Here is a 23247-nt window from a genome sequence, read left to right on the forward strand (position 1 = left end):
CGCACCGCGCGCCGCATTTGCCTTCACGCCGGAATGGGATTAGCGTTGACTCAAGGCTGCGCCGACGCGCGCTTGTCATAGACCCAGTCCAGGAGGCAGAAAAATGACCGATACGACCCATCCTTCGAAAGACAAGCTGGTGTCCGACCTCAAGGTCGTGGTGTCCGACGCCGAGGAACTGCTCAAGCTGACCGCCGGACAGGCTGGCGACAAGCTGGGCGACGTGCGCGTACGATTGAGCGAACGCTTGGCGATCGCCAAGGAACGCCTGATCGAGGCGGAGGCCGCCGTGGTCGAGAAGACCAAGAAGGCCGCCCATGCCACCGACGACTATGTACACGCCCATCCGTGGCAATCGGTCGGCGTCGCCGCCGGTGTCGCCTTCCTCCTCGGGTTGCTGGCCGGACGCCGCTGACACCCATGAGTGAAAGCCGTAAGCCGCGGCTGGCCGACAGCCTGCGCGGTTTTATCGATGGCGGGCTGCAGATCGCGCAGACCCGCATCGAATTGCTCGCCGTCGAGGTGCAGGAAGAAAAACTGCGCCTCAGCGGCTTGCTTTTCAATCTCCTGCTGTGCGCGCTGCTGCTCGGTTTCGGGCTGGTTTTCCTGCTTGCCTTCCTCACCGTGCTGTTCTGGGAAGAACACCGCCTTCTTGCGCTCGGCCTGGCCACCGCGGCCTGCCTCGGCGGAGGTCTCTTCACCGCCAGCAATGCCGCCCGCGAAATCCGCCGCGGCTCGCGCCTTTTCGCCGCCAGCCTGGCCGAAATCGCGCGCGACCGCGAAGCGCTGCAGCGGCGCGAATGAATCCCAAGCTCGTCGAGTTCGCCCTGCGCAAGCAGCGGCTGCAGATCCGCGCCGAACAGCAGCGTGAGGACATGCTGCGCCACCTGCAAGGCATCGAACCGGTGCTCGACGTCGCCGACCGGGCCCGCGACGGACTTGCCTGGCTGCGTGCCCATGCGCCATTGGTCACCGGCGTGGTGGTGTTCGTGCTGGTCAGCCGGCCGCGCCTGGCCTGGCGGCTGGCCAAGCGCGCCTGGCTGGGCTGGGTGCTGTTCCGGCGCACCCGCGGCGGCGCTGGCGGCAGTTCCGCCGCCGTCCTCGCCATGCCGCTGCTGCGCGGTCTCGGTGCGCTGCTGCGCAGCCGCCTCAATCGCGCGCGGCGCGCGCGGGCAGCAGCAGGTTCAGCAGGATAGCCGCCACCCCGCACAGGCTCACACCCTGCAGGCTGAAGCTATCGAGCTTGAGCGCCAGCCCGCCGATGCCGAACACCAGCACCGCCGACACGATCACCAGGTTGCGCGGTTCGTCGAGATCGGTACGCGCCGCAATCAGCGTCTTCAGGCCGATGGCCGCCACCGACCCGAACAGCAGCATCATGATGCCGCCCATCACCGGCACCGGTATCGACTGCAGCAGCGCGTTGAACTTGCCGAAGAAGGCCATGACGATGGCAAACACCGCGGCCCAGGTCATGATCGCCGGGTTGTAGTTCTTCGTCAGCGTCACCGCGCCGGTCACCTCGGAGTAGGTCGTCACCGGCGGGCCGCCCACCATGCCGGCGAACAGCACGCCAAGACCGTCGCCGAAGAGCGTGCGGTGCAGGCCGGGCTTGTCGGTATAGTCCTTGCCGGTAACACCGCCGATGGCGACGATGTCGCCCACGTGCTCGATCGCCGGCGCCAGTGCCACCGGCAGCATGAAGAGGATGGCCGCCCACTCGAAGCTGGGCGTGACGAACTGCGGCACCGCCAGCCAGGGCGCGGCGGCGATCCTGCCGAAATCGACCAGGCCCATCAGCACCGCCACCAGGTAGCCGGAGCCCACGCCCACCAGGATGGGCACCAGCTTGAGGAAACCGCGCGCGAACACGGCAGCCACGACCGTCGCGCCGAAGGACACGCCGGCGACGATCATCGCCGTGCCGTAGGGCACCAGCACGAGCTTGCCGTCGCCGCTGCGGCCCATCGCCATGTTGACTGCCACCGCGGCCAGCGCCAGACCGATGATCATGATGATCGGCCCGATCACCACCGGCGGCATGAAGCGGTGCACGATCTCGGCACCGTGCCGCCACACCAGTCCGGCGAACACGAAATACACCAGCGACACGCAGGCCAGCGCCCCCAGCGTGGCCGATGCTCCCCAGGTCTGCATGCTGTAGATGATGGGGGCGATGAAGGCGAAGCTGGAACCGAGAAAGATCGGCACCTGGCGGCCGGTGACGGCCTGGAACAGGAGCGTGCCGACGCCTGCGCCCAGCAGCGCCATGCTCGGGTTGAGGCCGGTGAGCAGCGGCACCAGCACCAGCGCGCCGAAGGCCACGAAGAGAATCTGCGCGCCGGAGATCGCCTGGCGCCAGAGGGGTTCCGGAGATGTCACGGGGATTTCACGCATGCGGCACTCCTTGCGCCGCCGGCACGATAGGTCACGGCATGGCGCTCAGGTCGGAGGAGAAGGATGCTCAGTTGTGCTTGGTGCCGAAGATCTTGTCGCCGGCGTCGCCGAGGCCCGGGATGATGTAGCCGTGCTCGTTGAGGTGGCTGTCGATGCTGGCGGTGTAGATCTCCACTTCCGGATGCCGCTCGGCCATCAGCGCGATGCCCTCCGGGGCGGCCACCAGTACCAGCGCGCGGATCTGCGCGCAGCCTTTGCGCTTGAGCATATCTACGGTGGCCGCCAGCGAGCCACCGGTGGCCAGCATCGGATCGATGATGAGCGCCATGCGCTCGCCGAGGTGGCCGACGAATTTCTCGAAATAAGGCGCCGGCTGCAGGGTTTCCTCGTCACGGGCGATGCCGACCACGCTGACCTTCGCGCTCGGGATCATGTCGAGCACGCCGTCCAGCATGCCCAGTCCGGCACGCAGGATGGGCACCACCGTGACTTTCTTGCCCTTGATCTGCTCGATCTCGACCGGCCCCGCCCAGCCTTCGATGGTGACCGTTTCCAGCGGGAAATCCTTGCAGGCCTCGTAGGCCAGCAGACGCGCCAGCTCGGCAGTGAGCTCGCGGAACTTCTTGGTGCTGATGTCGGCCTCGCGCATCAGGCCGATCTTGTGGCGGACGAGCGGGTGGTTGATCTGGTGGATCGGCATGATGGCTCCTGGACGCGGAATGCATGCAGTTTACCCGCAAGCCGCCGCCGCGCAGGCCCGGCGTTGTCCGCTGGTCTACAATCGTGTCTGTTTGCCGCAAGGCATGATTCCCGAAACGAAAGAGGCCAGCGATGCCGATGGACATGGCAGCAATCAAGCGCGCCCGCGAAGAGGCGGACTGCCTTGCGGACGAAACCGCGGTGGAGGCCGCGCTCGACCGCATGGCAGTGGAGATCACCGGGCGGCTGGCCGACAGCAACCCACTGGTCTACACCGTGATGAACGGCGGCCTCATCCTCGCCGGCCGCATCCTGACCCGCCTGCCCTTTCCGCTCGAAGTCGCCTATCTGCACGCCAGCCGTTACGGCCATGCGCTGCAGGGCACGCTGCTCGACTGGCGGGTACGGCCAACCCAGGACCTGCGCGGTCGCAGCGTGCTGGTGCTCGACGACATCCTCGACGAAGGCCACACTTTGAACGCCATCATCGAACACCTGAAGGCCGAGGGCGCCCGCGAGGTGTTGTCGGCGGTGCTGGTGCACAAGGTGCACGAGCGCAAGGCCTACCCCGGCATGCGCGCCGACTTCACCGGGCTGGACATTGCCGACCGCTTCCTGTTCGGCTGTGGCATGGACTACAAGGGCTACTGGCGCAATGCCCCCGGCATCTACGCCGTCAAGGGTCTCTAAGGAGCAACGCACATGCTGTTCACATTCAAGTCCGACGCCGCCGCCGAGGTTCTGATGCTCGGCGACGCCGCGAAAAAGCTGATCGCCCTCATCGGCAAGGACGCGGACGACGCCAAGGGCATCGTCACCGTCGAACAGTTGCCGGACGCCATCGCCAGATTGCGCCGCGCGATCGAGGAAGACCGCGCGCGCCATGCCCACCCCACCGAGGAACAGGAAGCCGCCGACCGCGAGGCTGGCCGCACCGGCATGGCGGCCCCTGTCAGCCTTGCCCAGCGTGCCTGGCCGCTGCTCGACATGCTCGAGCAGTCGCAGCGCGCCGGCGTGCCGGTGGTGTGGGGCGTCTGAACGCCCCTCGGATATTCAACGCTGGCGCGACGCCGCCTTGCGGGCGGCGAAGGCCTCGATCTGAGCGAGCGTGACGCGACCGCTGCCGACGCCGTCGATCTCGGCAAAATTGCGATGAACGTAGGGCATGCCGGCCTTCGCCTCGGCCTCGCTCAGCGCGCCATCGCGATCGGCGTCGGCCTTGGCGAAACGCTCGCGCAAGACTTCCAGCATCCGCGTGCTCTGCGCCGCATCGGCGGCGCCCGCCTGCGCCGGAGCCAGCAGCGCGAGTAGCGCATGTATCGCCAGCGCGCGCACCCTCCTTGTCGTCTTCATCGCCTATCCTCCTCAACGCGCCGGGCAGCTTATGGCGTTGCCACCGGCGTCGTAGCAGCTCACCGTGCGCGAACGCCCCGCGTCCGCGCTGTAGCTGCTGCTCGACTGCATCGAGTTGCCGGTGTTGGCATTGGTCACCGTGGTGTTGCGGCTCTGCGTGAGGGTGCCGTCGGCGCTGCGGTCGAAGCCGCCGCTGCTGCTGACGCTGCCCCGCGCGTTGCTGGCCGCGATGCTGCTGTCGTGACCAAGGCTGCCGTCCGCATTGCGCACATTGCTGGCGCTGCGTGCACCGCTCCCACCCGCCGGCGTGGTCCAGCTGCGGTTGCGCAGCGCGCTGCGATTGCCCGCCCCGTCGCCCTGCACCACCCGGCTGCGCGCCACGCTGCCGCCGTTGGGGCCGCTAGCCTGGTGCGAACGCGAGAAACTTCCGGCCTCCACGGATTGCGTACCGACACCCGCGGCCGCGACGACGAGCGCCACTGCCACGATGCGGCCAAATTCCGATCTGCTGATGCTCATGACCTTCTCCTTGTCTGCTGACGGCACCGCCGCGCGGCGCCTGACGCAAACTCTAGGCAGTGCCGCAGGTGCCTCGGTTACGCGAGAAGGCGACCGTGTTACCACTGGCTACGCGGACGGCTGCCGTAACCGGCGGTAATGGTTCGGTCTTCTCCGGCGACCGTGGCAGCCCGCTAAGATATCGGCGGACACGGACGACGACGAACGGGACGCCGGATGGAAGACGCAGGCAAGCTGCTGGTGGTGGATGACGAAGCCGAGCTCCGTGCGCTGCTTGCGCGCTACCTCGGCAGCCGCGGCTACACCGTGCGCCAGGCCGCCGACGCCGGCGAGATGGACCGGCTGCTGGCACGCGAACATTTCGACGTACTCATCCTCGACCTCATGCTGCCCGGCGAAGACGGCCTCTCCGCCTGCCGGCGCCTGCGCACCGCCGGCGATGCGGTGCCCATCCTGATGCTGACCGCCCGCGGCGACCCTATAGACCGCATCATCGAACTCGAAAGCGGCGCCGACGACTACCTGCCCAAACCCTTCGAACCGCGCGAACTGCTCGCCCGCATCGAAGCCATGATCCGCCGCCAGCGTCTGCTCGGCGCGCAGATCCGCCGCCATGCCGACGCCTCGGTCACGATAGGCCGCTTCCGTCTCGACACCGGCCGCCGCCGGCTGCTCGACGGCGATGCCGTGATCGCGTTGGCTGCGGGCGAATTCGACCTGCTGGCGGCACTCGCCGCCAACCGCGGCCGCCCGCTCGGACGCGACCGTCTGGTGCAACTCGCCGACGGCCCCGGCGCCACGATCAACGACCGCAGCATCGACGTCCGCATCCTGCGGCTGCGCCGCGCCATCGAGGACGATCCGGCGCAGCCGCGGCTGCTGCTCACCGTGCGCGGCAAAGGCTACATGCTCGCCGCCGACGCGACATGAGGTTTTATCCACGCAGTCTCTTCGGCCGCAACGCGCTGCTGCTCGCAGCCCTCATCGTCGTCGGCCAGCTGCTCGGCGCGCTGGTCTTCAACCAGTTCGTCCTGCAACCGCGCAACGCCCGTTACGCCGAGAGCACGGCCGACACTGTCCATGCCGTCGAGCAGGCCCTGCTCGCGATCGATCCACCGGCACGGCCACCCTTCATCGCCGCCTACAACGCCGCCCAGCAAGCCGCCACCGGTTCGAGCACACCGGCCGTGCTGCGGCCGCTGGAGCGCCTGGCCATCCGCGCGGCGTCGCGCCGGCTGGCGCAGCACGGCATCGAAGCCCTGTGGCGCGAAGAAGCCGGCGGCATGCTTTACGTGCGCCTGCGCCTGGACGGGGCCGACCACTGGCTCGCGGCCGATGGCCCCTACCGCCGCCAGCGCCTGCCCGGCGCGGCGCTGCTGGCGTGGCTGATCGGCGCTGCGCTGGCCGTGACCGGCGCCTTCCTGATCCAGCGCCGCATCGACCGCCCGCTGCGCCAGCTCGTCGCAGCCACCCAGGCGCTGGGCGCAGGGGGCCGGCCGCCGCCGCTCGCCGAAGACGGACCGAGCGAGATCCGCAGCGTCGCCCGCAGCTTCAACCGCATGGCCGAGGCACTGGCCGACGCCGAACGCGAACGCACGCTGATGCTGGCCGGCGTTTCCCACGATCTGCGCACGCCGCTCGCCAAGCTACGCCTCGCCGTCGAGCTGAGCGGCGACACCGAGGCGCCCGGGCTGGCTGCCGACATGGCGCGGCATTGCCGGCAGATCGACGCCATCATCGATCAGTTCCTCGACTTCGCCCGCAGCGACGACGGCGAAGCGCCCCGGCCGACCGCGCTCGATGCCTTGCTGCGCGACGTGCTCGACACCGCCGGCGCCACCCGCGAGTTCGCCTGCCGCTGCGCGCCACTGCCGCGGCTGCCGCTGCGTCCCCGCGCAATGCAGCGCGCGCTGGTCAATCTCGTCGAGAACGCCCGCCGCCACGGTGCGCCCGACTTCAGCATCGAGGCCGGACCTGCCGCCGACGGCATCCGCATCAGCGTGTTCGACCGCGGCCCCGGCATCGCGCCGGACCGGGCCGACGCGCTGATACGGCCCTTCGTGCGCGGCGACGGTGCCCGCAACGGCCCGCCCGGTGCCGGGCTCGGCCTCGCGATCGCCGATCGCATTGGCCGCCTGCACGGCGGCCGGCTGGATTTGCTGCCGCGTGCCGGCGGTGGCCTGGAGGCGCGCCTGACCCTGCCCGTGCCGCTGGGCTAGAATCGCAGCCCGGCCCCGCTCGGGGCACGTGATTTCCGGAGCGACATGCGCCTGCTGCTGATCGAAGACGACCCGATGATAGGCGCCGCGGTGCAGCGCGGCCTGCGCCAGGAAGGCTACGCGGTCGACTGGGTGCGCGACGGCGCCGCCGGCCTGCTCGCGCTCGCCACCCCGGCCGCCGGTGGCGAGGCCCCCTACGACCTGCTGCTGCTCGACCTCGGCCTGCCCGGCAAGGACGGTCTCACCGTACTGGGCGAACTGCGCGCCGCCGGCAACCCGCTGCCGGTGCTGGTCCTGACCGCGCGCGACGCCGTATCCGAACGCATCCGCGGCCTGGACGCCGGCGCCGACGACTATCTGGTCAAACCCTTCGACCTCGACGAACTCGCTGCCCGCGTGCGCGCGCTGTTGCGCCGCCGTGCCGGCCGGCCCGAGCCCATCGTGCGCCAGGCCGGCATCGTGGTCGATCCGGCCAGCCATGCCGTCAGCGTGGACGGCGAACCGGTGAGGCTGTCGGCGCGTGAGTTCGCCCTGCTGCAGGCCCTGCTGGAACAGCCGGGCAAACCGCTGTCGCGCGCCCAGCTCGAGGAACGCCTGTACGGCTGGGGCGAAGAGGTCGAGAGCAACGCGGTGGAGGTGCACATCCATGCCCTGCGCCGCAAGCTCGGCGCCGACCGCATCCGCAACCTGCGCGGCGTCGGCTGGTTCGTGCCGAGGGAAGCATGAGCCCGGCAAGCACGGACAGACCGCGCCGCGGCTGGATGTCGCTGCGCCGGCAGCTGCTGCTCACTCTGCTCGGTGCGGTGCTCGGGGTCTTCCTGCTCGGCAGCCTCGCCACCTACCAGATGACGCGCAGCGAGCTGGACGAGATCATGGACTACCACCTGCGCCAGCTCGCGTTGTCGCTGCGCGCGCCGCTGCCCGGCCCACAGCCCGAGCCGGGCCTCGGCCCCGACGACCAGCTGTTCGACATGGTGATCCAGATCTGGGACGAGCAGGGCTTGCGCCTCTACCTGTCGCGCCCGCATACCGCCCTGCCCGACCGCGCCCAGCTCGGCTACGCCACGGTGCCCACGGCCGAGGGCAACTGGCGCACCTACTCCATCGTGCTCGGCAGCCGCGTGGTCCAGGTGGCGCAGCCGATGTCCCACCGCAACCGGCTCGCCGCGGCCGCCGCGCTGCGTACGCTCACCCCGCTGCTGGTGATCCTGCCCCTGCTCGCCGGCCTCATCTGGTATCTGGTCGGCCGCGGCCTGCGCCCGCTCGAACGGCTGGCCAAGGCGGTCGGCACCCGCCGGCCGGACAGCCTCGCGCCGCTCACGGTCGACGGCGTGCCGGAGGAAGCGCAGCCGCTGGTGCAGGCGCTCAACGGCCTGCTCGGCCGGCTCGACCATGCCATGGCCAACCAGCGCGCCTTCGTCGCCGACGCCGCCCATGAGCTGCGCACTCCGCTCGCCGCACTGCAGTTGCAGATCCAGCTCACCGAGCGCGCCGGCAACGACGCCGAGCGCCGCGCCGCGCTGGCCGACCTGCGCCTGGGCCTGCAGCGTGCCACCCGCGTCGTCCAGCAGCTGCTGACGCTGGCCCGCCAGGCGCCCGATGCCGAGGCCAGCAGCGCCCACGCCGAGCCCGCTGAAGTGGATCTGGTGGAACTCGCCGGCCTGGTCATCGCCGAACTGCAGCCGCTCGCCGAAGCCAAGGGCATAGACCTCGGCGCCGAACGGCTGGATGCCGGCACCGCGGCGCCGGGCGATCGCGACGCCCTGCGCACCCTGCTCGGCAACCTGATCGACAACGCCATCCGCTACACGCCGGCCGGCGGCCGGGTCGACGTCAGCAGCTGGACGGCGGACGGCCTTGCCTGGCTGGAGGTGGCGGACAACGGTCCGGGCATTCCCGCCGACGAACGCGAGCGGGTGCTCGACCGCTTCTACCGCCGCGCCGGGCAGGACCAGCCGGGCAGCGGCCTCGGCCTCGCCATCGTCAAGGCAATCGCCGACCGCCACGGCGCCATACTGGCGCTGGACACGGCACCGGCGGGCGGTCTGCGGGTGCGCGTCGGCCTGCCGCTGGCGAGCGCCGGCGAGGGTGTTACAGGCACGGAGACATTCGGTAACACATCGCGCGACGAAGCTTAAGTCTCGCTTAAGTCGGTCTCTCTTAAGGTGCCTGCCAAGCGGACAGATCCGCAGCACCAGCCCCAGGAGACCGAGCCATGCAAGACCTCAGCCTGCGCGCCACCACGGCCGCATCCGCCCTGATCCTCGCCCTGGCCGGCGCATTCGGCGCCGATGCCTTTGCGCAGGCACCCGCCACCCGCAGCGTGCCGGCCGGCAGCATCGTGCTGCCCAGCTTCGACAGCATCATCCAGCGCGTCGGCCCGGCGGTGGTGAACATCAGCACCCAGGGCACGGTGCGTACCGCCAACGGCGCCCCCGGCGGACTCAGCCCGGACGATCCCTTCTACGAATTCTTCCGCCGCTTCGGACCGCAGTTCGGGGCGCCGCAAGGCCAGGCACCGACCCGCGGCCAGGGCTCCGGCTTCATCGTCAGCGCCGACGGCATCATCCTGACCAACGCCCACGTGGTGGAGGGTGCCAACGAAGTCACCGTCAAACTCACCGACAAGCGCGAGTTCAAGGCCAAGGTGCTGGGCGTAGACAAGCCGACCGACGTCGCGGTGCTGCGCATCGAGGCCAAGAACCTTCCGACGGTTCCGCTGGGCGATCCGCAAAAGGCCCACGTCGGCGACTGGGTGCTCGCCATCGGTGCGCCCTTCGGCTTCGAGAACTCGGTCACCGCCGGCATCATCTCGGCCAAGTCGCGCTCGCTGCCGAACGAAGGCTACGTGCCCTTCATCCAGACCGACGTGGCGATCAACCCCGGCAACTCCGGCGGTCCGCTGCTCAACCTCGCCGGCGAGGTGGTCGGCATCAACTCGCAGATCTACTCGCGCTCGGGCGGCTACCAGGGTTTGTCGTTCGCCATCCCGATCGACGTTGCCGCCGGCATCCGCGACCAGATCATCGCCCACGGCAAGGTCACCCGCGGCCGCATGGGCGTGGCGGTGCAGGACATGAACCAGGCGCTGGCGGAATCCTTCGGCCTCAAGAGCGCCATTGGCGCGCTGGTGACCTCGGTGGAGCCCGGCGGCCCCGGCGAGAAGGCCGGCCTCAAGGTGGGCGACGTCATCGTCGAACTCAACGGCGAGAAGATCGGCAGTTCCGCCGAGCTGCCGCCGCGGGTGGCGGCGCTCCGGCCGGGCAACAGCGCCCGCATCAAGGTGTGGCGCAAGGGCGAGAACCGCGACATGGAGGTCAAGATCGGCGAGTTCGCCGACGAATCCCAGGTCGCCAGCGCCGGCAACAAGGCCGATCAGGGCCGGCTGGGCCTCGCGGTGCGCGCCTTGTCGGGCGAGGAACGCCGCCAGTCCGGCCTGCCCGGCGGGCTGCTGGTGACCGATGTCGCCGGCCCCGCGGCCCGCGCCGGTATCCAGCGCGGCGACCTGATCCTGTCGCTCAACGGCCAGCCGGTGGAGAGCGTCGATCAGCTGCGGGTTCTGATTTCAAAGGCCGGCAAGCATGTCGCGCTGCTGGTCCAGCGTGATGATGCGCGCATTTTCGTGCCGGTCGAACTGGGTTGATAAACCGCCGACCGTCCCCATATAGCGAACCAGACCGACGAGCGTACTAAGACATGAGAATCCGCAAGCCGACCCCGCCTTCGCACACCGAGAACCCCACTACCGCCGCTCCGGCCACGACCGGCGGTCGCCTCGATCCGGCCATCGTGCGCGACTTCCTGCGCACCGCAGCCACCGCACTGGCCATCGCACCGCGCGCCGCCGTCGCCCGCGCGCGCGCCAAGCGCAGCACCAAGTCGGGCGACCCACAGCCACGGTCTTCGGGAGCACTCGCCATCGCTACCACATTGCTTGGTCTCACCCTCGCCGCCCCCGCCATCGGCAGCCGCGGCGAACAGTATCCGCTGATCGTCACCCCGGTGCAGACCGGCAGCGGCCATGAAGAGGCCGAACAGATCCGCGTCGGCATCTTCGCCACCAACGGCCAGCGCCTGGTCCAGGCGCAGGTTCACGGCCGCAGCCGCGTCGGCGCCCTGCCGGCCGGCGAATACACCGTCCAGGTGAGCAGCGCGACCGGCTCCAGCACGCATCAGGTCAAGCTCGGCCCGGGTGAGCCCGGCATCGTACGCTACGGCGGCCCCCACGCCTGAGTCAGCGGCGGGCAGCCGCGGCGGCACCCATCGGCGCCGGCGCGGCCTTGCCTTGCGGGCTTACTCGGCGTCGGGCTGGTTGGCCGGCGCCGCGAGGCGGAAGGCTTCGAGCGCCTCGCAACGCTCGGAAATACGCAGCACGGTCGGCATCGCGTCGAGATTGCAGTCGAGGCGCCGCGCGTTGAAGATCTGCGGCACCAGACAGCAGTCGGCCAGCGTCGGCGTATCGCCGTGGCAGAAGGCGCCGGTGCGGGCATCACCGGCCAGCATGGCTTCGACCGCGGCGAGGCCGGTTTCGACCCAGTGGCGATACCAGGCGTTGCGGCGTGCCTCGTCGATGCCCAGCTGGCGGCTGAGGTATTGCAGCACCCGCAGGTTGTTGAGCGGATGAATGTCGCAGGCGATGCTCTGCGCAATGGCACGGATGCGTGCGCGGTCGGTCGGCGCGCCCGGCAGCAGCGGCGGCTCCGGATGCGTTTCGTCGATGTATTCGATGATGGCCATCGACTGGGTCAGCACGCGGCCGTCTTCGGCCAGCGCCGGCACCAGGGCGGCCGGGTTCACCGCCAGGTAACCCTCCTGGCGCTGCTCGCCGCCGTCGCGCACCAGGTGCACCGGCACCGCGTCGTAGGCGATTCCCTTCAGATTGAGCGCGATCCGCACGCGGAAGGCGGCCGAGCTGCGGAAGTAGGTGTAGAGCTTCATCTTCTTGTCGTCCCTCGTCGGAGTCGCGCGGCACACGCGAAGCGCCAGCATACGCAACGGGGCCCGGCATGGAAAAGCCCGGACCCCGTCGAATGCCGATGACACCGTCGCCGGTGCCCGCGCCTTACTTGCTGTACTTGTCGATCAGGGCACGCGCGCCATCCAGCATGTCCTGCGCCGGGTAACCCTTGCCAGTCATCTCTTCCACCCAGTCGGCGGCGAGCTTGTCGCCCACCTTGCGCCAGCTGGCGAGTTCGGCACTGGAGATCATGTTGAACTGGTTGCCGTTCGCGACCGCCTGCTGACGCGCGGCCGGCGCGGATTCGTCCCACACCCGGCCGATCATGGCCGAGAACTCGGCGCCCGAATTGGCGTCGATCACCTTTTTCAGGTCGTCGGGCAGGCTGGCGTACTTGGCCTTGTTCATCGCGATGGTGAACACCGCGGTGTAGAGCGCGGGTTCGGAAGCCGGCGTCTCCGAGTGGTACTTGGTGAGTTCGTGCAGCTTCACCGTGGGAATCACCTCCCATGGCAGCACATAGCCGTCGATCACGCCCTTGGACATCGACTCGGTCACCGCCGGCAGCGGCATCGCCACCGGCGCGGCGCCGAAGGCGGCCAGCATCTTGTTGGTGAGCCGGGTCGGCGCACGCATCTTCATGCCCTGGAAGTCGGCCATGGTGCTGATCGGCTTCTTGCCATGCACATAGCCGTTGTCATGCACATGGAAGGCCAGCGGCTTGACCATGGCGAAGTCCTTCTGCGCGTACTTCTCGGCGTAGTCCCACAGCGCACGGCTGGTGGTTTCGGCCTTGCGCGACATGAAGGGCAGTTCGAACACCTCGACCGCAGGGAAGCGGCCGGCGGTGTAGCCGGGCAGGGTCCACACGATGTCGGCCACGCCGTCGGCGGCCTGCTGGATGAGCTGGGGCGGCGTACCGCCGAGCTGCATCGCCGGATAGATCTGGCACTTCAGGCGGTTGGCCGACTCTTTTGCGATCTTGTCGCACCAGGGCAGCAGCACCTTCTGGTGCGACAGCGCGGTCGAGGGCCAGAAGTGCGCGACCTTGAGGATGATCTCCTCGGCCTGGGCGGCGCCGGTGCCGAACAGCGCGGATGCGGCCAGCAGCGTGGCGGCGATTTTCTTGTGCATCGTGTCTCCTCCTTGTTCTTGTATGGACCTGTGCGTCAGCCGTTCAACGGCACCACGGTGTTGTCTATGGTGCCGAAGATGTTGCCACCGTGCGCGTCCAGCATCTCGATGCGCACCCGGTCGCCGGCCTTCATGAAGGCGGTCGCCGGCTTGCCCTGCTCGATGGTCTCGTACATGCGCAATTCGGCCAGGCAACAGTAGCCGACGCCACCATTGGCGACCGACGAGCCCCACAGATTGCCCTGCTTGTTCGACACGGTGCCGGAGCCGATGATGGAACCGGCTTCGAGTTCGCGCGTCTTGGCCACGTGCGCCACCAGCTGGCCGAAATCGAAGGTCATGTCCTGGCCGGCGTTCGGGCAGCCGAAGGCGGCGCCGTTGAGTTCCACCCGCAGCGGCAGGTGGACCTTGGCGCCCTCCCAGGCGGCGCCCAGCTCGTCCGGCGTCACCGCCACCGGGCTGAAGGCCGAAGCCGGCTTGCTCTGGAAGAAGCCGAAGCCTTTTTCGAGCTCGGCCGGAATCAGGTTGCGCAGGCTGACGTCGTTCACCAGCATCAGCAGGCGGATCGCCGCCGCGGCCTCGGCGGGCGTCGCGCCCATCGCCACGTCGCCGGTGACCACCGCCACCTCGGCCTCGAAATCGATGCCCCAGGCGTCGTCGGCGACGATGCGGTCGCGCGGACCGATGAAACTGTCCGAGCCGCCCTGGTACATCAGCGGATCGGTGTAGAACGAGGCCGGCACCTGGGCGTTGCGCGCCTTGCGCACCAGTTCGACGTGATTGATGTAGGCGGAGCCGTCGGCCCACTGGTAGGCGCGCGGCAGCGGCGAATGGCAGTGCGCCGGATCGAAGGGCATGGCGTGACGGGCGTGGCCGGCGTTGAGCATGTCATAGACCAGCTCGAGCTCGGGGGCGACCGTGTCCCAGTCGTCGAGCGCCGCCTGCAGCGTGCGGGCGATGCCGGCGACGGTCTGGCAGCGGGTGAGGTCACGGCTGACGACGACCAGGGTGCCGTCGCGGCCGCCGTGCTTGAGGGTGGCGAGTTTCATCGTGCGTCTTCTCCGTTGTCGGGGGCATGGGGCGGGACCGGCCCGCCCCGGCGCATCCTCAATCCTGATAGCTGCCGTCGTGCATCCACGCGGCGTGCTTGGGCGCCTTCTTCGTTTTCGCCCATTCGTTGAGCATGTCCCACTTCACCTCGTCGAGCATCTTGTTCATCTTCGGCGTGGCGGTGTTGCAGGCCAGCTCCAGACGATGGCCGGAGGGGTCGAAGAAGTAGATGGACTTGAACAGGGTGTGGTCGGTCGGTCCGACCACCTCGATGCCGTCGGCCTCCAGGCGGGCCTTGGCCTCCATCATCTCTTCCATCGAACCGACCTCGAGCGCGAGGTGCTGGGTCCACGCCGGGGTGTTGCGGTCGCGGTCCATCGGCGGCTTGGTCGGCAGCTCGAAGAAGGCGAGCACGTTGCCGCCGCCGGCGTCGAGGAAGATGTGCATGTAAGGGTCCGGCTCCTTGGTGGAGGGGACCTCGTCCTCGGCGATCGCCAAGATGAAGTTCATCTTCAGGTACTTGCCGTACCACTCGACGGTTTCCTTGGCGTCGCGGCAGCGGTAGGCGACGTGGTGGATCTTGCGGATCATGGTGTGGATCTCCTTATCTGTTCAGACGCCTTCGCGGGCGATCTGCATCGCCTCGCGCAGCACCGAGATGTCGCCGACGTGGTTGGCGAGCAGCAGGATCAGGCGGGCATTGACCATCGCGCTCTGCTCGTCGGTAAGGTCGCGGTGGGTGTCGATCAGCATTTCGTAGAAATCGTCGCCGGGACTGAAGGCGCGGAAGTAACGCTTGCCGGGCTCGGCGAAATTGGGCTGGGTATTCAAGGCCATGGCGGGCTCCTTCAGGCGTTGCAGGTGGCACGGGCGACCGCGGCGCGCACGCGGGCGGCGTCCAGGCTGCGCCAGCGGGCGGCGACGTGCTGGTCGGGACGGGCGAGATAGGCGCTGCCCGGGGTGAGGTCGTAGCGCTCGCGGATGCGGCCCTTGCTGTCGATCAGCGTCTTCAGCCCGGCAGGCACGCTGCCGCGTTCCGCGACGATGATCGCCTCCACCGGGATCGTGCCGTCGGCCAGGCCGGTGAGCATCTGCACGGTGGCGTCGTCGAGCGCGCCGGCGTCCGCCGTGTAGTAGAGCAGCTGGAAGCGGTTGCCGAGTTCGCCCAGCAGCCAAGGCGTGCCGCTGGCGCTCTCGATCGGCGCGTCGTCCATCGGCGCGCCGGGCACCATGTCGCCGGCAAAGCTGTCTGCATCCGGCGTGTTGAGGCGAGATTCGGTGAGGAAGCTCGGCACCGACAGCCGCCCGGAATTGACCAGCGCGCGGGCGAAGGCGTGGTGCTCCGCCAGTCCCAGCACCGCATTGCGGAAGGTCTTGCTGACCGTGCTCTTGGGCGTGATGAAGTCGGTCGAGCGGGTCGAGTTCATGATGTTCTCGTCCGCCGCGAAGCCGCGCTCCTCGGTGTAGGTGTCGAGCAGCGTGGCCGGCGCCTTGCCGTCCATCACCAGCTTGAGCTTCCACGCCAGGTTGTCGGTGTCCTGGATGCCGGAGTTGGCTCCGCGCGCGCCGAAGGGCGAAACCTGATGGGCGGCGTCGCCGACGAACAGCACCCGGCCGTGGTGGAAGCTGTTCATGCGGCGACACTGGAAGGTGTAGACGCTGACCCATTCCAGCTCGAATTCACGGTCGTCGCCGAGCATCGCCTTGATGCGCGGGATGACGTTCTCCGGCTTCTTCTCCTCTTCCGGATCGGCCTGCCAGCCGAGCTGGAAGTCGATGCGCCAGACGTTGTCGGCCTGGCGGTGCAGCAGCACCGACTGGTTGGGATGGAAGGGCGGATCGAACCAGAACCAGCGCTCGGTGGGGTATTCCGCCTTCATCACCACGTCGGCGATCAGGAAGCGGTCCATGAAGATCTTGCCTTCGATGTCCAGCCCCATCATGTGGCGGATCGGGCTGCGCGCGCCGTCGGCCACCACCAGCCAGTCGGTGCTGAGCGTGTAGGCGCCGTCCGGCGTCTCCACCCGCAGCGTGGCCTTGTCGCCGTCCTGCGCGACCGCGATCACGTTGTTCCTGAAGCGCAGCTCGAGATTGGGCAGCTGGCGTGCGCGCTGCACCAGGTAATCCTCGAGGTAGTACTGCTGCAGGTTGATCATGCCCGGGCGGTGGTGGTCCGGCTGCGGGCAGAGGTTGAAGTTGAACACTTCTTCCTCGCGGAAGAAGGTGCGGCCGACGTTCCACGACACGCCCTTCCGCACCATCTCCTCGCCGCAGCCGAGGCGGTCCAGCACCTCCAGCGCGCGCTTGGCGTAGCACACGCCGCGCGAGCCGATCGACACGGTGTCGTCGTTGTCCAGCACCAGCACCGGCTTGCCCTGGATGGCGAGGTCGATGGCGGCGGCCAGCCCCACCGGGCCGGCACCGACGATGACCACCGGGTAGTGGCCGTCGCGGTTCTCGGCGATTTCCGGCGGCTGCCGGTACTCGAACTTCGGGTATTGATACGTGCTCAGCACGGCTGTCTCCTCCTACTGTCTTGTGTATCGCCGGCGCCGCCGTTCTGCGGGCGTGTCGCCAGCCTCTGCGCCAGCCCCGGGCGGGGCGGCCAGCTTCTCTCTGTCCTGCTTATTCCTGCAGCGCGTGCCACATCTGCTGGTCGCGTTCGGCGGTCCAGATGCGCGGATCGCGGATGCCGCTCGCTTCGTCGTGGGCGCGGGTCACGTCGAAGGGCAGACAGTGTTCGTAGATGAAGACCTGGCCGAACTGCGGGTCCATGTTCTTGCGGGTGAGCGCCATCGTCGCCTTGAGGTCCATGCCCTGCGCCACCGCCTCCCGGGCGCTGCCGTACAGCGCGCTGACGAAGGCCTTGGTGTAGGCCAGGCCCTTTTCCACCTGGCCTGCGTCCATCAGCGCGGGGCCGCGGCCGGGCACCAGCTTTTCGGCGCCGAGCGCGGCGAGGTTGTCCAGCGTCTGCGGCCAGTCGGCGAGATAAGCGTCGCCGGTGTAGCAAGCCGCGTCGTATTCGACCAGGTCGCCGGAGAAGCAGATCTTCTGCGACGGGATCCACACGATGGTGTCGCCCTTGGTGTGGCCGCGGCCCACCTGCAGGATCTTCACCTCCAGCTTGCCCATCCACAGGGTCATTTCCTTCTGGAAGGTGATGGTGGGCCAGGTCAGGCCGGGCACGCTCTCCACCGCGTTGAACAGGCGCGGGAAGCGTCCGATCTCGGAATCCATGTCCTGCTGGCCGCGCTCGACGATGAGGTCGTAGGTGTCCTGGCTGGCGATGATCTGCTCCAGGCCTTCGTCCTTGTAACCGGAGGCGCCGAGCACGCGCACCGCGTGGTAGTGGGTCAGCACCACGTACTTGATCGGCTTGTCGGTGATCTCGCGCACCTTGGCGATCACGCCCTGCGCCATCACCGGGGTGGCGGTGGCGTCGATGATCATCACCGAGTCGTCGCCGATGATGACGCCGGTGTTGGGGTCGCCTTCGGCGGTGTAGGCATAGGCGTTGTCGGACAGCTTGTCCCAGCTGATCTTCTTTTCTTCGAGGTCGGCCTGCGAGGCGAATGCTTTGGTGTTCATGTGGGGTTCTCGTCTGTGGTATCTGGGTGGATGGACTGCATCCTAGACGTCGATTTGTTAATCGTCAATAGATTCGCTATTGTCAAATACGACCTTAAACGAGCGACGTGAGGACGCCATGGGTGAAGCTGCTAAGATCCCGGCCACAAGGGAGAAAAGCGTGGAAGCGGAAATCAACGGAACGAGCGAGGAACGCGGCAACGAACGCCGCGGCATCCAGTCGATAGAGGTCGGCGGCGCGCTGCTGCAGGCGCTGGTGCGCATCGGCGCGCCCATGATGCTGAAGGATCTCGCCCGCGAGGCCGGCATGCCGCCGGCCAAGGCCCATCCCTACCTGGTGAGCTTCGGCAAGCTCGGGCTGATAGAACAGGACCCCGTCACCGGCCGTTACGGCCTCGGGCCCTTCTCACTGCAAATGGGACTCACCGCGCTGCATGGGCTCGACCCGCTGAAGGCCGCCACCGCCGAGATCTCGCGCCTGGCCGACGAGATCCAGCTCAACGTCGCGATCGCGGTGTGGGGTAACCACGGCCCCACCATCGTCCGCATCGAGGAAAGCAGCAAGCCCATCCATGTGAACATGCGGCCGGGCACGGTGATGACGCCGCTGCTGCTGTCGGCCACCGGTCGCGTCTTCGCCGCCCTGCTGCCGGCGCGCATCACCCGCCCCCTGGTGGACAAGGAACTTGCCCAACTCGCCGCCGCGCCGCAACCGGCGCTGCGCATGTCGCAACGTCATGTGGACGAGGTGCTGGCAGAGGTACGCGAACACGGCATGGCCCGCGCCCTGGGCAACCCCATCCCCGGCATCAACGCGTTTTCCGCACCGGTATTCGACCACAGCGGCAACCTCGCGCTGGCGATCACCGCAATGGGGCCGGCCGGCTCCTTCGACCCGGCCTGGGACGGCCCGACAGCACGCAAGGTGAAGGCCTGCGCGGAGGGCATCTCGAGCAGACTGGGCAACACCGGGGCAGCAAAGGGCGCCTGAGGCAAGCGGTCCGCGCCCGCCGTCAGCGCGATCAACCCAGGTAGTTCGAAATCTCGATCAGATTCCGGTCCGGGTCGCGCACGTACACCGAGCGTATCGGTCCGGTCGCCCCCGTTCGTTGCACCGGTCCTTCCTCGATCGCGACACCGGCTGCTTCGAGTTCGCGGATCACGTCTTCCAGCGGGGTCGTGGCGATGAAGCAGAGGTCGGCAGAGCCGGGCGTCGGCGCCAGGGCCTTGGGCTCGAATTCCCTGCCGGCCTGGTGCAGGTTGATCTTCTGGCGACCGAAGTTGAGCGCCTTGCGGCCGGCTGTGCCGAAGGTGACGACCTCGAAACCGAGCACGCGGCTGTAGAAATTGCAGGTGCGTTCGATGTCGGCGACGGTGAGGACAAGGTGATCCAGGCGGTCGATCTGCATTCGGTGCTCCGCTCAGTCGGTTGCGTCATTCCTTTGAGGCGAGATAAGCGACGACGGCGTCGATGTTCTGCTCGCCCAGTTGCATCACCGCCGCTGTCATCGGCGCGTAGAAGCGTTCGCCCGACTGGGCGAGATAGCGCTTGAGGCTGAGGCGCAGGTACTCCGGCTGCTGGCCGGCCAGGCGCGGGAAGGTTTCGGCGCCGCGGGCGTCGGCCTGGTGGCAGCGGGCGCAATGCTTGGCGTAGAGCTCGCCACCGCGCGCCGCCGAGGCCGGCGCCTTGGCCAGCGCCGGCTTGACCGCCGCGCCGGCGTAGTAGAGCGAAATCGCCGCCTTGTCGCGCTCGCTCAGCACCTTCATCAGGCCCTGCATGAATTCGTCCTTGCGCTTGCCGGTGAGGAAGGCATCGATCTGCTTGAGCACATAGGCCGGGTGCTGGCCGGCGAGATTGGGCACTTCGCCGTGTTTGCTGTTGCCGGTTTCGCCGTGGCAATTGGCGCAGAAGAAGGATGCCTCGCGGCCTTCTTCTGCCAGCGCCGGCGTCGCGGCGCCCTGCTGCAGGATCTGGGCCGCATCGACAGGTTCCGCCGCAGTTGCGGGCTGGATGCCAAGCACGACGGCACAGAGGGCAAGAGTGGCGAGCACGTATCTTGTGATCATGACGAAATCCTGGTCTGCGCCGCGGCGCTGTTCTCGGGTGTAAGGCGGGGCAAACGACATTCCGATGCGTGCTTCATGCCGGTCGCCATGCCTCGATCTTGTGGCAATCACGCGATCCGATCCAGCATCACGTAGCGTTTCTTTACCGCCTCCAACACCTCGAACACGCCCGCGAAGCCGGCCGGAATGACGCAGGCATCGCCCGGACCGAACTCGCGCGCGGTCCCGGCCTCGTCGGTGATGCGGATGCGGCCTTCCAGCACGTGGAAGAACTCGTGCCGGCCCGGATGGAAGCGGATGCGCCAGGCGCCGGGCTCGCAGGCCCAGTCGCCGATGGACAGCGCACCATTCTCGGCGGCGTAGCGTTCGGCGGTGAGGCGCCGCGGCGCCTGGCCTATGGCGCGCCCGGCGGCGGGACGGTCCTCGACGGCGGCGGGCGCGGGATCGGTGAAGGCGATCAGTGCGGACATGCGGAATTCCTGTTCAGACGAAAACCGGCTCGGGCTCCAGGCGCACGCCGAAACGGGCTTCGACATCGGCCCGGATAGCGGCGGCAATGTGTTCGACATCCGCACCGCTGGCGCCGCCGCGATTGACCAGCACCAGCGCCTGGCGCTCGTAGCAGCCCACCGGCCCGAGGTCGCGCCCCTTCCAGCCGGCCTGGTCGATCAGCCAGCCGGCGGCGAGCTTGATGCTGCCGTCGGGCTGGGCGTAGTGCGGCATGGCCGGATGCTGCGCGGCGAGTTGCGCCCAGACGGCGGCATCCACCACCGGATTCTTGAAGAAGCTGCCGGCGTTGCCGATCTCGGCCGGGTCGGGCAGCTTGCGCCGGCGGATCGCGATCACCGCGTCCGACACGTCGAGCGCGCCCGGTTCGGCGATGCGGCGCGAAGCCAGTTCGGCGGCGACGTCGGCGTAGTGGGTGACCGGCTGCCAGCGCCGCGGCAGGCGGAAGCGCACGTGGGTTACCAGCCAGCGCCCGGGCTGGTGCTTGAACACGCTGTCGCGATAAGCGAAAGCGCAATCGGCCAGGCTGAACTCGCGCATCTCACCGGTGGCGAGATCGACCGCATCGAGAGAATCGAAGCGCTCCATCATCTCGACGCCATAGGCGCCGATGTTCTGGATGGGTGCGGCGCCGACCGTGCCGGGGATCAGCGACAGGTTCTCCAGCCCTGGCCAGCCCTGCGCCAGCGTCCAGCGCACGAAGTCGTGCCAGTTCTCGCCGGCACCCGCCTCGACGATCCAGGCACCGCCGTCGTCACCCTCGGTTTCCACCACCAGCCTGCGGCCGACGATCTCGACCTTGAGTACCAGACCGGGGAAATCGCCGGTGAGGATGAGGTTGCTGCCGCCACCGAGCACCAGCCGCGGCTGCTGCCCCCAGCCGGGCGCCCGGATGAGTGCATGGAGCTGCTCCGCCGTCGCCAGCCGCAGCAGGCTGTCGGCGCGCGCGGGCAGGCGAAAGGTGTTGAGCGGGGCGAGATCGGCGTCGTGGATGAGAACGGGCTGCGTGGCGGGCAAGGCGGAATCCGGTGCGGCAAAGCGGGGGAAGATAGGCCGGCGGGCTGCAGATTGCAATCGCGGCGACACGCTGTCGCGGCGGACATGAAAGTTTCATGCGGCGGGCGGATTCTGCGTCTAGGCTGAATGCGCAGGCCGAAAAAATCCAATCAGCAATTCTCCGGGAGGACTCCGCATGGACCAGATGGAAAGCTACACCCAGCTCGTCATGACCTATGCCACCGATATCGGCCTCAAGGTCGTCGGTGCGATCGTGTTCTGGATCGCCGGCCGCTGGTTGATCGGGCTCGCCGGCCGCCTGCTGCAACAGGCGATGGGCCGGCAGAAGGTCGATCCGACGCTGATGCGCTACGTCGGCAACTTCCTCGCGGTCACCCTGAACATCGTGCTGGTGGTCGCCATCCTCGGCTATTTCGGCGTGCAGACCACCACCTTCGCCGCCCTGGTGGCCGGCATCGGCGTGGCCATTGGCGCGGCCTGGGGCGGCCTGCTCGGCAACCTCGCCGCCGGCATCTTCCTGGTGGTGCTGCGGCCCTTCAAGGTGGGCGACTTCATCAGCGCGGCGGGCGTGGTCGGCACGGTGCGCGAGATCGGCCTGTTCGCCACCGCGATCGACACGCCCGACAACGTCATGACCCTGCTCGGCAACGGCAAGATCTTCGGCGACACCATCCAGAACTTCACCGCCAACCCCTATCGCCGGGTGGAACTCAAATGCCAGCTCGCCGGCAGCGCCGACCACCTCGCGGCGATGCAGTTGCTGCGCGAGAAACTGCTCGCCGTGCCCAACGTGCTCGCCACACCGGCGCCGGAGGTCGAGATCCTGGACTTCAACCTGGTCGGCCCGGTGCTGGCGGTGCGGCCCTTCTGCCATAACGATCACTACTGGCAGGTGTATTTCGACGGCAACCGGGTCATCCGCGAGGCGCTGGCTGCCGCCGGCTTCCCGGCGCCGACGCCGTCGCAGGTCGTGATCGTGCAGCAACCGACGGCCTGAGCCCCCGCACCGCCTGCCGCCCGCACATCAGCGCCCGGCGGCCGGCGCCGGATCGATCGGGAACATCCGGTCGTAGCCGAGGTTGAACACCAGCGCATAGCCGGTATAGGCCAGCGCCAGGCCGATGTCGGCCACCAGCGCCTCGACCCAGGCCAGGCCGCTCCACAGCACGATCACCGGCAGGGTCAGCATCAGCAGACCGCCTTCGAAAAACACCGCATGCAGGCAGCGCAGCCGCAACGGCCGGCGGTCGGCGGTGCGCCCGGTGAGACGGCCTTCCACCCAGTCGAAACAGGTATTGAAGGCGCCGTTCCAGAGCGCGGCGATCAGCGCCAGCACCGCCAGCATCCCCGCCGACTCGACCAGCGGCACGCCGCTCGCCCAGGCGAAGGGCGGCGAGATCAGCAACAGGCCGCCGATTTCGAACAGTGCGATCTGACGCAGGCGATCGCGGAAGGAACGGAGCTTGGGCACTGCGGGCACGGCAGGATTCCGGGGCGTGGCGGATTGCGGAAGGGGTGACGGTGACGCGGACTGACGCGGGGCGGCGGAAGCGTTCCGGGACATGGCGGACTCCGAAAATGATGGCTCGGGTCGTCCCGGAGTGACCGACATTCTGGCGGCGGGGTCGTCCCCGCGTCGGATCGATGTCCGCCCACTCGGCGAACGGCGGATTTTTAGCAAATAGCGCTGCGGCTGGCAAGCATCGGGCGGCATTCGCCCGTCAGGGTTCTCGTGGCGGA

The 23247-nt window shown here is 68.4% G+C and carries 29 protein-coding genes; 13 read left to right on the top strand and 16 right to left on the bottom strand.

What is annotated here, in order from left to right; all coding sequences use genetic code 11:
- The first annotated feature begins 103 nt into the window (after positions 1 to 103).
- From CJ010_RS22490 to CJ010_RS22500, 3 genes are read left to right on the top strand one after another with little or no spacing between them, the layout of a single operon-like run.
- A complete protein-coding gene (locus tag CJ010_RS22490) occupies positions 104 to 415 on the top strand; it encodes a YqjD family protein (RefSeq protein ID WP_141020124.1) in 312 nt (103 codons plus the stop codon).
- Between the two features lie 5 nt (positions 416 to 420).
- Entirely contained in the window at positions 421 to 804 is a 384-nt protein-coding gene (locus CJ010_RS22495) for a phage holin family protein (protein WP_141020125.1), read from the top strand.
- The gene (locus CJ010_RS22500) at positions 801 to 1196 is read left to right on the top strand and encodes a YqjK-like family protein (RefSeq protein WP_141020126.1); all 396 of its coding nucleotides are present in this window, start codon (positions 801 to 803) and stop codon (positions 1194 to 1196) included. The genes CJ010_RS22495 and CJ010_RS22500 overlap by 4 nt, the downstream gene beginning before the upstream one ends.
- Here the strand turns inward: CJ010_RS22500 and CJ010_RS22505 are convergent.
- Together CJ010_RS22505 and upp are read right to left on the bottom strand one after the other, a co-directional pair.
- On the bottom strand, positions 1150 to 2397 hold the full coding sequence (locus CJ010_RS22505; RefSeq protein WP_141020127.1) for a uracil-xanthine permease family protein: 1248 nt from the start codon (positions 2395 to 2397) through the stop codon (positions 1150 to 1152). The genes CJ010_RS22500 and CJ010_RS22505 overlap by 47 nt on opposite strands.
- 67 nt (positions 2398 to 2464) lie before the next feature.
- Positions 2465 to 3097, bottom strand: coding sequence for a uracil phosphoribosyltransferase (gene upp, locus CJ010_RS22510; protein WP_141020128.1), 633 nt, complete (start codon positions 3095 to 3097; stop codon positions 2465 to 2467).
- Positions 3098 to 3228: 131 nt separating this feature from the next.
- On the opposite strand from upp, the gene CJ010_RS22515 reads away from it, so the two are divergent.
- Both CJ010_RS22515 and CJ010_RS22520 read left to right on the top strand, forming a co-directional pair.
- Positions 3229 to 3786, top strand: a complete 558-nt coding sequence (locus CJ010_RS22515; RefSeq protein ID WP_141020129.1) for a hypoxanthine-guanine phosphoribosyltransferase — start codon at positions 3229 to 3231, stop codon at positions 3784 to 3786.
- A 12-nt stretch (positions 3787 to 3798) separates the two neighbouring features.
- Entirely contained in the window at positions 3799 to 4134 is a 336-nt protein-coding gene (locus CJ010_RS22520; protein WP_141020130.1) for a DUF1840 domain-containing protein, read from the top strand.
- A gap of 15 nt (positions 4135 to 4149) precedes the next feature.
- Here the strand turns inward: CJ010_RS22520 and CJ010_RS22525 are convergent, their stop codons facing one another.
- Both CJ010_RS22525 and CJ010_RS22530 read right to left on the bottom strand, forming a co-directional pair.
- Complete coding sequence (locus tag CJ010_RS22525; protein ID WP_141020131.1) at positions 4150 to 4449, bottom strand: EF-hand domain-containing protein; 300 nt, start codon at positions 4447 to 4449, stop codon at positions 4150 to 4152.
- Positions 4450 to 4461: 12 nt separating this feature from the next.
- A complete protein-coding gene (locus tag CJ010_RS22530; protein WP_141020132.1) occupies positions 4462 to 4968 on the bottom strand; it encodes a hypothetical protein in 507 nt (168 codons plus the stop codon).
- A gap of 216 nt (positions 4969 to 5184) precedes the next feature.
- Here CJ010_RS22530 and CJ010_RS22535 point away from each other — a divergent pair, with 216 nt between their 5' ends.
- The 6 genes from CJ010_RS22535 to CJ010_RS22560 all read left to right on the top strand — a co-directional run bounded on the left by CJ010_RS22535 (position 5185) and on the right by CJ010_RS22560 (position 11420).
- Positions 5185 to 5898, top strand: coding sequence for a response regulator (locus tag CJ010_RS22535; protein ID WP_141020133.1), 714 nt, complete (start codon positions 5185 to 5187; stop codon positions 5896 to 5898).
- Complete coding sequence (locus CJ010_RS22540; RefSeq protein ID WP_141020134.1) at positions 5895 to 7187, top strand: ATP-binding protein; 1293 nt, start codon at positions 5895 to 5897, stop codon at positions 7185 to 7187. Before CJ010_RS22535 ends, CJ010_RS22540 begins: the two co-directional genes overlap by 4 nt.
- A 45-nt stretch (positions 7188 to 7232) precedes the next feature.
- The gene (locus CJ010_RS22545) at positions 7233 to 7913 is read left to right on the top strand and encodes a response regulator transcription factor (RefSeq protein WP_141020135.1); all 681 of its coding nucleotides are present in this window, start codon (positions 7233 to 7235) and stop codon (positions 7911 to 7913) included.
- The gene (locus CJ010_RS22550; protein WP_240794442.1) at positions 7910 to 9325 is read left to right on the top strand and encodes an ATP-binding protein; all 1416 of its coding nucleotides are present in this window, start codon (positions 7910 to 7912) and stop codon (positions 9323 to 9325) included. The genes CJ010_RS22545 and CJ010_RS22550 overlap by 4 nt, the downstream gene beginning before the upstream one ends.
- Before the next feature lie 77 nt (positions 9326 to 9402).
- Positions 9403 to 10830, top strand: coding sequence for a DegQ family serine endoprotease (locus CJ010_RS22555; RefSeq protein WP_141020136.1), 1428 nt, complete (start codon positions 9403 to 9405; stop codon positions 10828 to 10830).
- 53 nt (positions 10831 to 10883) lie between these two features.
- Positions 10884 to 11420: a hypothetical protein gene (locus CJ010_RS22560; protein ID WP_141020137.1), complete on the top strand. Its 537-nt coding sequence runs from the start codon at positions 10884 to 10886 to the stop codon at positions 11418 to 11420.
- Between the two features lie 60 nt (positions 11421 to 11480).
- Here the strand turns inward: CJ010_RS22560 and maiA are convergent, their stop codons facing one another.
- The 7 genes from maiA to CJ010_RS22595 all read right to left on the bottom strand — a co-directional run bounded on the left by maiA (position 11481) and on the right by CJ010_RS22595 (position 17916).
- Positions 11481 to 12125 carry a maleylacetoacetate isomerase gene (gene maiA, locus CJ010_RS22565; RefSeq protein WP_141020138.1) on the bottom strand — a complete coding sequence of 215 codons (645 nt, stop codon included), beginning with the start codon at positions 12123 to 12125 and terminating at the stop codon, positions 11481 to 11483.
- 124 nt (positions 12126 to 12249) lie between these two features.
- Positions 12250 to 13278, bottom strand: coding sequence for a TRAP transporter substrate-binding protein (locus tag CJ010_RS22570; RefSeq protein ID WP_141020139.1), 1029 nt, complete (start codon positions 13276 to 13278; stop codon positions 12250 to 12252).
- 35 nt (positions 13279 to 13313) lie between these two features.
- Positions 13314 to 14327, bottom strand: a complete 1014-nt coding sequence (locus CJ010_RS22575) for a fumarylacetoacetate hydrolase family protein (RefSeq protein WP_141020140.1) — start codon at positions 14325 to 14327, stop codon at positions 13314 to 13316.
- A 58-nt stretch (positions 14328 to 14385) separates the two neighbouring features.
- On the bottom strand, positions 14386 to 14919 hold the full coding sequence (locus tag CJ010_RS22580) for a VOC family protein (protein ID WP_141020141.1): 534 nt from the start codon (positions 14917 to 14919) through the stop codon (positions 14386 to 14388).
- A 21-nt stretch (positions 14920 to 14940) separates the two neighbouring features.
- A complete protein-coding gene (locus CJ010_RS22585) occupies positions 14941 to 15165 on the bottom strand; it encodes a DUF2783 domain-containing protein (protein ID WP_141020142.1) in 225 nt (74 codons plus the stop codon).
- 11 nt (positions 15166 to 15176) lie between these two features.
- Positions 15177 to 16844 (bottom strand): FAD-dependent oxidoreductase, encoded by a 1668-nt coding sequence (locus CJ010_RS22590; RefSeq protein ID WP_141020143.1) that lies wholly within the window; start codon positions 16842 to 16844, stop codon positions 15177 to 15179.
- Between the two features lie 109 nt (positions 16845 to 16953).
- Complete coding sequence (locus CJ010_RS22595) at positions 16954 to 17916, bottom strand: MBL fold metallo-hydrolase (RefSeq protein ID WP_141020144.1); 963 nt, start codon at positions 17914 to 17916, stop codon at positions 16954 to 16956.
- Between the two features lie 160 nt (positions 17917 to 18076).
- Between CJ010_RS22595 and CJ010_RS22600 the strand changes: the two genes are divergently transcribed.
- Positions 18077 to 18907, top strand: coding sequence for an IclR family transcriptional regulator (locus tag CJ010_RS22600; RefSeq protein ID WP_141020145.1), 831 nt, complete (start codon positions 18077 to 18079; stop codon positions 18905 to 18907).
- Between the two features lie 31 nt (positions 18908 to 18938).
- Here the strand turns inward: CJ010_RS22600 and CJ010_RS22605 are convergent, their stop codons facing one another.
- The 4 genes from CJ010_RS22605 to murB form a co-directional block, all read right to left on the bottom strand.
- Complete coding sequence (locus CJ010_RS22605; RefSeq protein ID WP_141020146.1) at positions 18939 to 19325, bottom strand: VOC family protein; 387 nt, start codon at positions 19323 to 19325, stop codon at positions 18939 to 18941.
- 25 nt (positions 19326 to 19350) lie between these two features.
- Positions 19351 to 19983 (bottom strand): c-type cytochrome, encoded by a 633-nt coding sequence (locus tag CJ010_RS22610; protein ID WP_141020147.1) that lies wholly within the window; start codon positions 19981 to 19983, stop codon positions 19351 to 19353.
- A 107-nt stretch (positions 19984 to 20090) separates the two neighbouring features.
- Positions 20091 to 20453: a cupin domain-containing protein gene (locus CJ010_RS22615; RefSeq protein WP_141020148.1), complete on the bottom strand. Its 363-nt coding sequence runs from the start codon at positions 20451 to 20453 to the stop codon at positions 20091 to 20093.
- Positions 20454 to 20466: 13 nt separating this feature from the next.
- Positions 20467 to 21507 (bottom strand): UDP-N-acetylmuramate dehydrogenase, encoded by a 1041-nt coding sequence (gene murB / locus CJ010_RS22620; protein ID WP_141020149.1) that lies wholly within the window; start codon positions 21505 to 21507, stop codon positions 20467 to 20469.
- A gap of 175 nt (positions 21508 to 21682) precedes the next feature.
- Here murB and CJ010_RS22625 point away from each other — a divergent pair, with 175 nt between their 5' ends.
- Positions 21683 to 22504: a mechanosensitive ion channel family protein gene (locus tag CJ010_RS22625; protein ID WP_141020150.1), complete on the top strand. Its 822-nt coding sequence runs from the start codon at positions 21683 to 21685 to the stop codon at positions 22502 to 22504.
- 27 nt (positions 22505 to 22531) lie between these two features.
- Here the strand turns inward: CJ010_RS22625 and CJ010_RS22630 are convergent, their stop codons facing one another.
- A complete protein-coding gene (locus tag CJ010_RS22630) occupies positions 22532 to 22987 on the bottom strand; it encodes a PACE efflux transporter (RefSeq protein ID WP_141020151.1) in 456 nt (151 codons plus the stop codon).
- Between the last annotated feature and the right edge of the window lie 260 nt (positions 22988 to 23247).

Origin of the sequence: Azoarcus sp. DD4 (assembly GCF_006496635.1) — a bacterium.
Taxonomy (GTDB): Bacteria; Pseudomonadota; Gammaproteobacteria; order Burkholderiales; family Rhodocyclaceae; genus Azoarcus.

Bases quoted from the DNA above. Each gene is read 5' to 3' on its own strand.
- maiA (WP_141020138.1), bottom strand. From the start codon at position 12,125: ATGAAGCTCTACACCTACTTCCGCAGCTCGGCCGCCTTCCGCGTGCGG.
- CJ010_RS22550 (WP_240794442.1), top strand. From the start codon at position 7,910: ATGAGCCCGGCAAGCACGGACAGACCGCGCCGCGGCTGGATGTCGCTG.
- CJ010_RS22625 (WP_141020150.1), top strand. From the start codon at position 21,683: ATGGACCAGATGGAAAGCTACACCCAGCTCGTCATGACCTATGCCACC.
- CJ010_RS22605 (WP_141020146.1), bottom strand. From the start codon at position 19,325: ATGCAGATCGACCGCCTGGATCACCTTGTCCTCACCGTCGCCGACATC.
- CJ010_RS22495 (WP_141020125.1), top strand. From the start codon at position 421: ATGAGTGAAAGCCGTAAGCCGCGGCTGGCCGACAGCCTGCGCGGTTTT.
- CJ010_RS22610 (WP_141020147.1), bottom strand. From the start codon at position 19,983: ATGATCACAAGATACGTGCTCGCCACTCTTGCCCTCTGTGCCGTCGTG.
- CJ010_RS22520 (WP_141020130.1), top strand. From the start codon at position 3,799: ATGCTGTTCACATTCAAGTCCGACGCCGCCGCCGAGGTTCTGATGCTC.
- CJ010_RS22615 (WP_141020148.1), bottom strand. From the start codon at position 20,453: ATGTCCGCACTGATCGCCTTCACCGATCCCGCGCCCGCCGCCGTCGAG.
- CJ010_RS22540 (WP_141020134.1), top strand. From the start codon at position 5,895: ATGAGGTTTTATCCACGCAGTCTCTTCGGCCGCAACGCGCTGCTGCTC.
- CJ010_RS22570 (WP_141020139.1), bottom strand. From the start codon at position 13,278: ATGCACAAGAAAATCGCCGCCACGCTGCTGGCCGCATCCGCGCTGTTC.
- CJ010_RS22515 (WP_141020129.1), top strand. From the start codon at position 3,229: ATGCCGATGGACATGGCAGCAATCAAGCGCGCCCGCGAAGAGGCGGAC.
- CJ010_RS22545 (WP_141020135.1), top strand. From the start codon at position 7,233: ATGCGCCTGCTGCTGATCGAAGACGACCCGATGATAGGCGCCGCGGTG.
- CJ010_RS22575 (WP_141020140.1), bottom strand. From the start codon at position 14,327: ATGAAACTCGCCACCCTCAAGCACGGCGGCCGCGACGGCACCCTGGTC.
- CJ010_RS22525 (WP_141020131.1), bottom strand. From the start codon at position 4,449: ATGAAGACGACAAGGAGGGTGCGCGCGCTGGCGATACATGCGCTACTC.
- CJ010_RS22560 (WP_141020137.1), top strand. From the start codon at position 10,884: ATGAGAATCCGCAAGCCGACCCCGCCTTCGCACACCGAGAACCCCACT.
- CJ010_RS22580 (WP_141020141.1), bottom strand. From the start codon at position 14,919: ATGATCCGCAAGATCCACCACGTCGCCTACCGCTGCCGCGACGCCAAG.
- upp (WP_141020128.1), bottom strand. From the start codon at position 3,097: ATGCCGATCCACCAGATCAACCACCCGCTCGTCCGCCACAAGATCGGC.
- CJ010_RS22555 (WP_141020136.1), top strand. From the start codon at position 9,403: ATGCAAGACCTCAGCCTGCGCGCCACCACGGCCGCATCCGCCCTGATC.
- CJ010_RS22535 (WP_141020133.1), top strand. From the start codon at position 5,185: ATGGAAGACGCAGGCAAGCTGCTGGTGGTGGATGACGAAGCCGAGCTC.
- CJ010_RS22530 (WP_141020132.1), bottom strand. From the start codon at position 4,968: ATGAGCATCAGCAGATCGGAATTTGGCCGCATCGTGGCAGTGGCGCTC.
- CJ010_RS22505 (WP_141020127.1), bottom strand. From the start codon at position 2,397: ATGCGTGAAATCCCCGTGACATCTCCGGAACCCCTCTGGCGCCAGGCG.
- CJ010_RS22500 (WP_141020126.1), top strand. From the start codon at position 801: ATGAATCCCAAGCTCGTCGAGTTCGCCCTGCGCAAGCAGCGGCTGCAG.
- CJ010_RS22595 (WP_141020144.1), bottom strand. From the start codon at position 17,916: ATGAACACCAAAGCATTCGCCTCGCAGGCCGACCTCGAAGAAAAGAAG.
- CJ010_RS22585 (WP_141020142.1), bottom strand. From the start codon at position 15,165: ATGGCCTTGAATACCCAGCCCAATTTCGCCGAGCCCGGCAAGCGTTAC.
- CJ010_RS22490 (WP_141020124.1), top strand. From the start codon at position 104: ATGACCGATACGACCCATCCTTCGAAAGACAAGCTGGTGTCCGACCTC.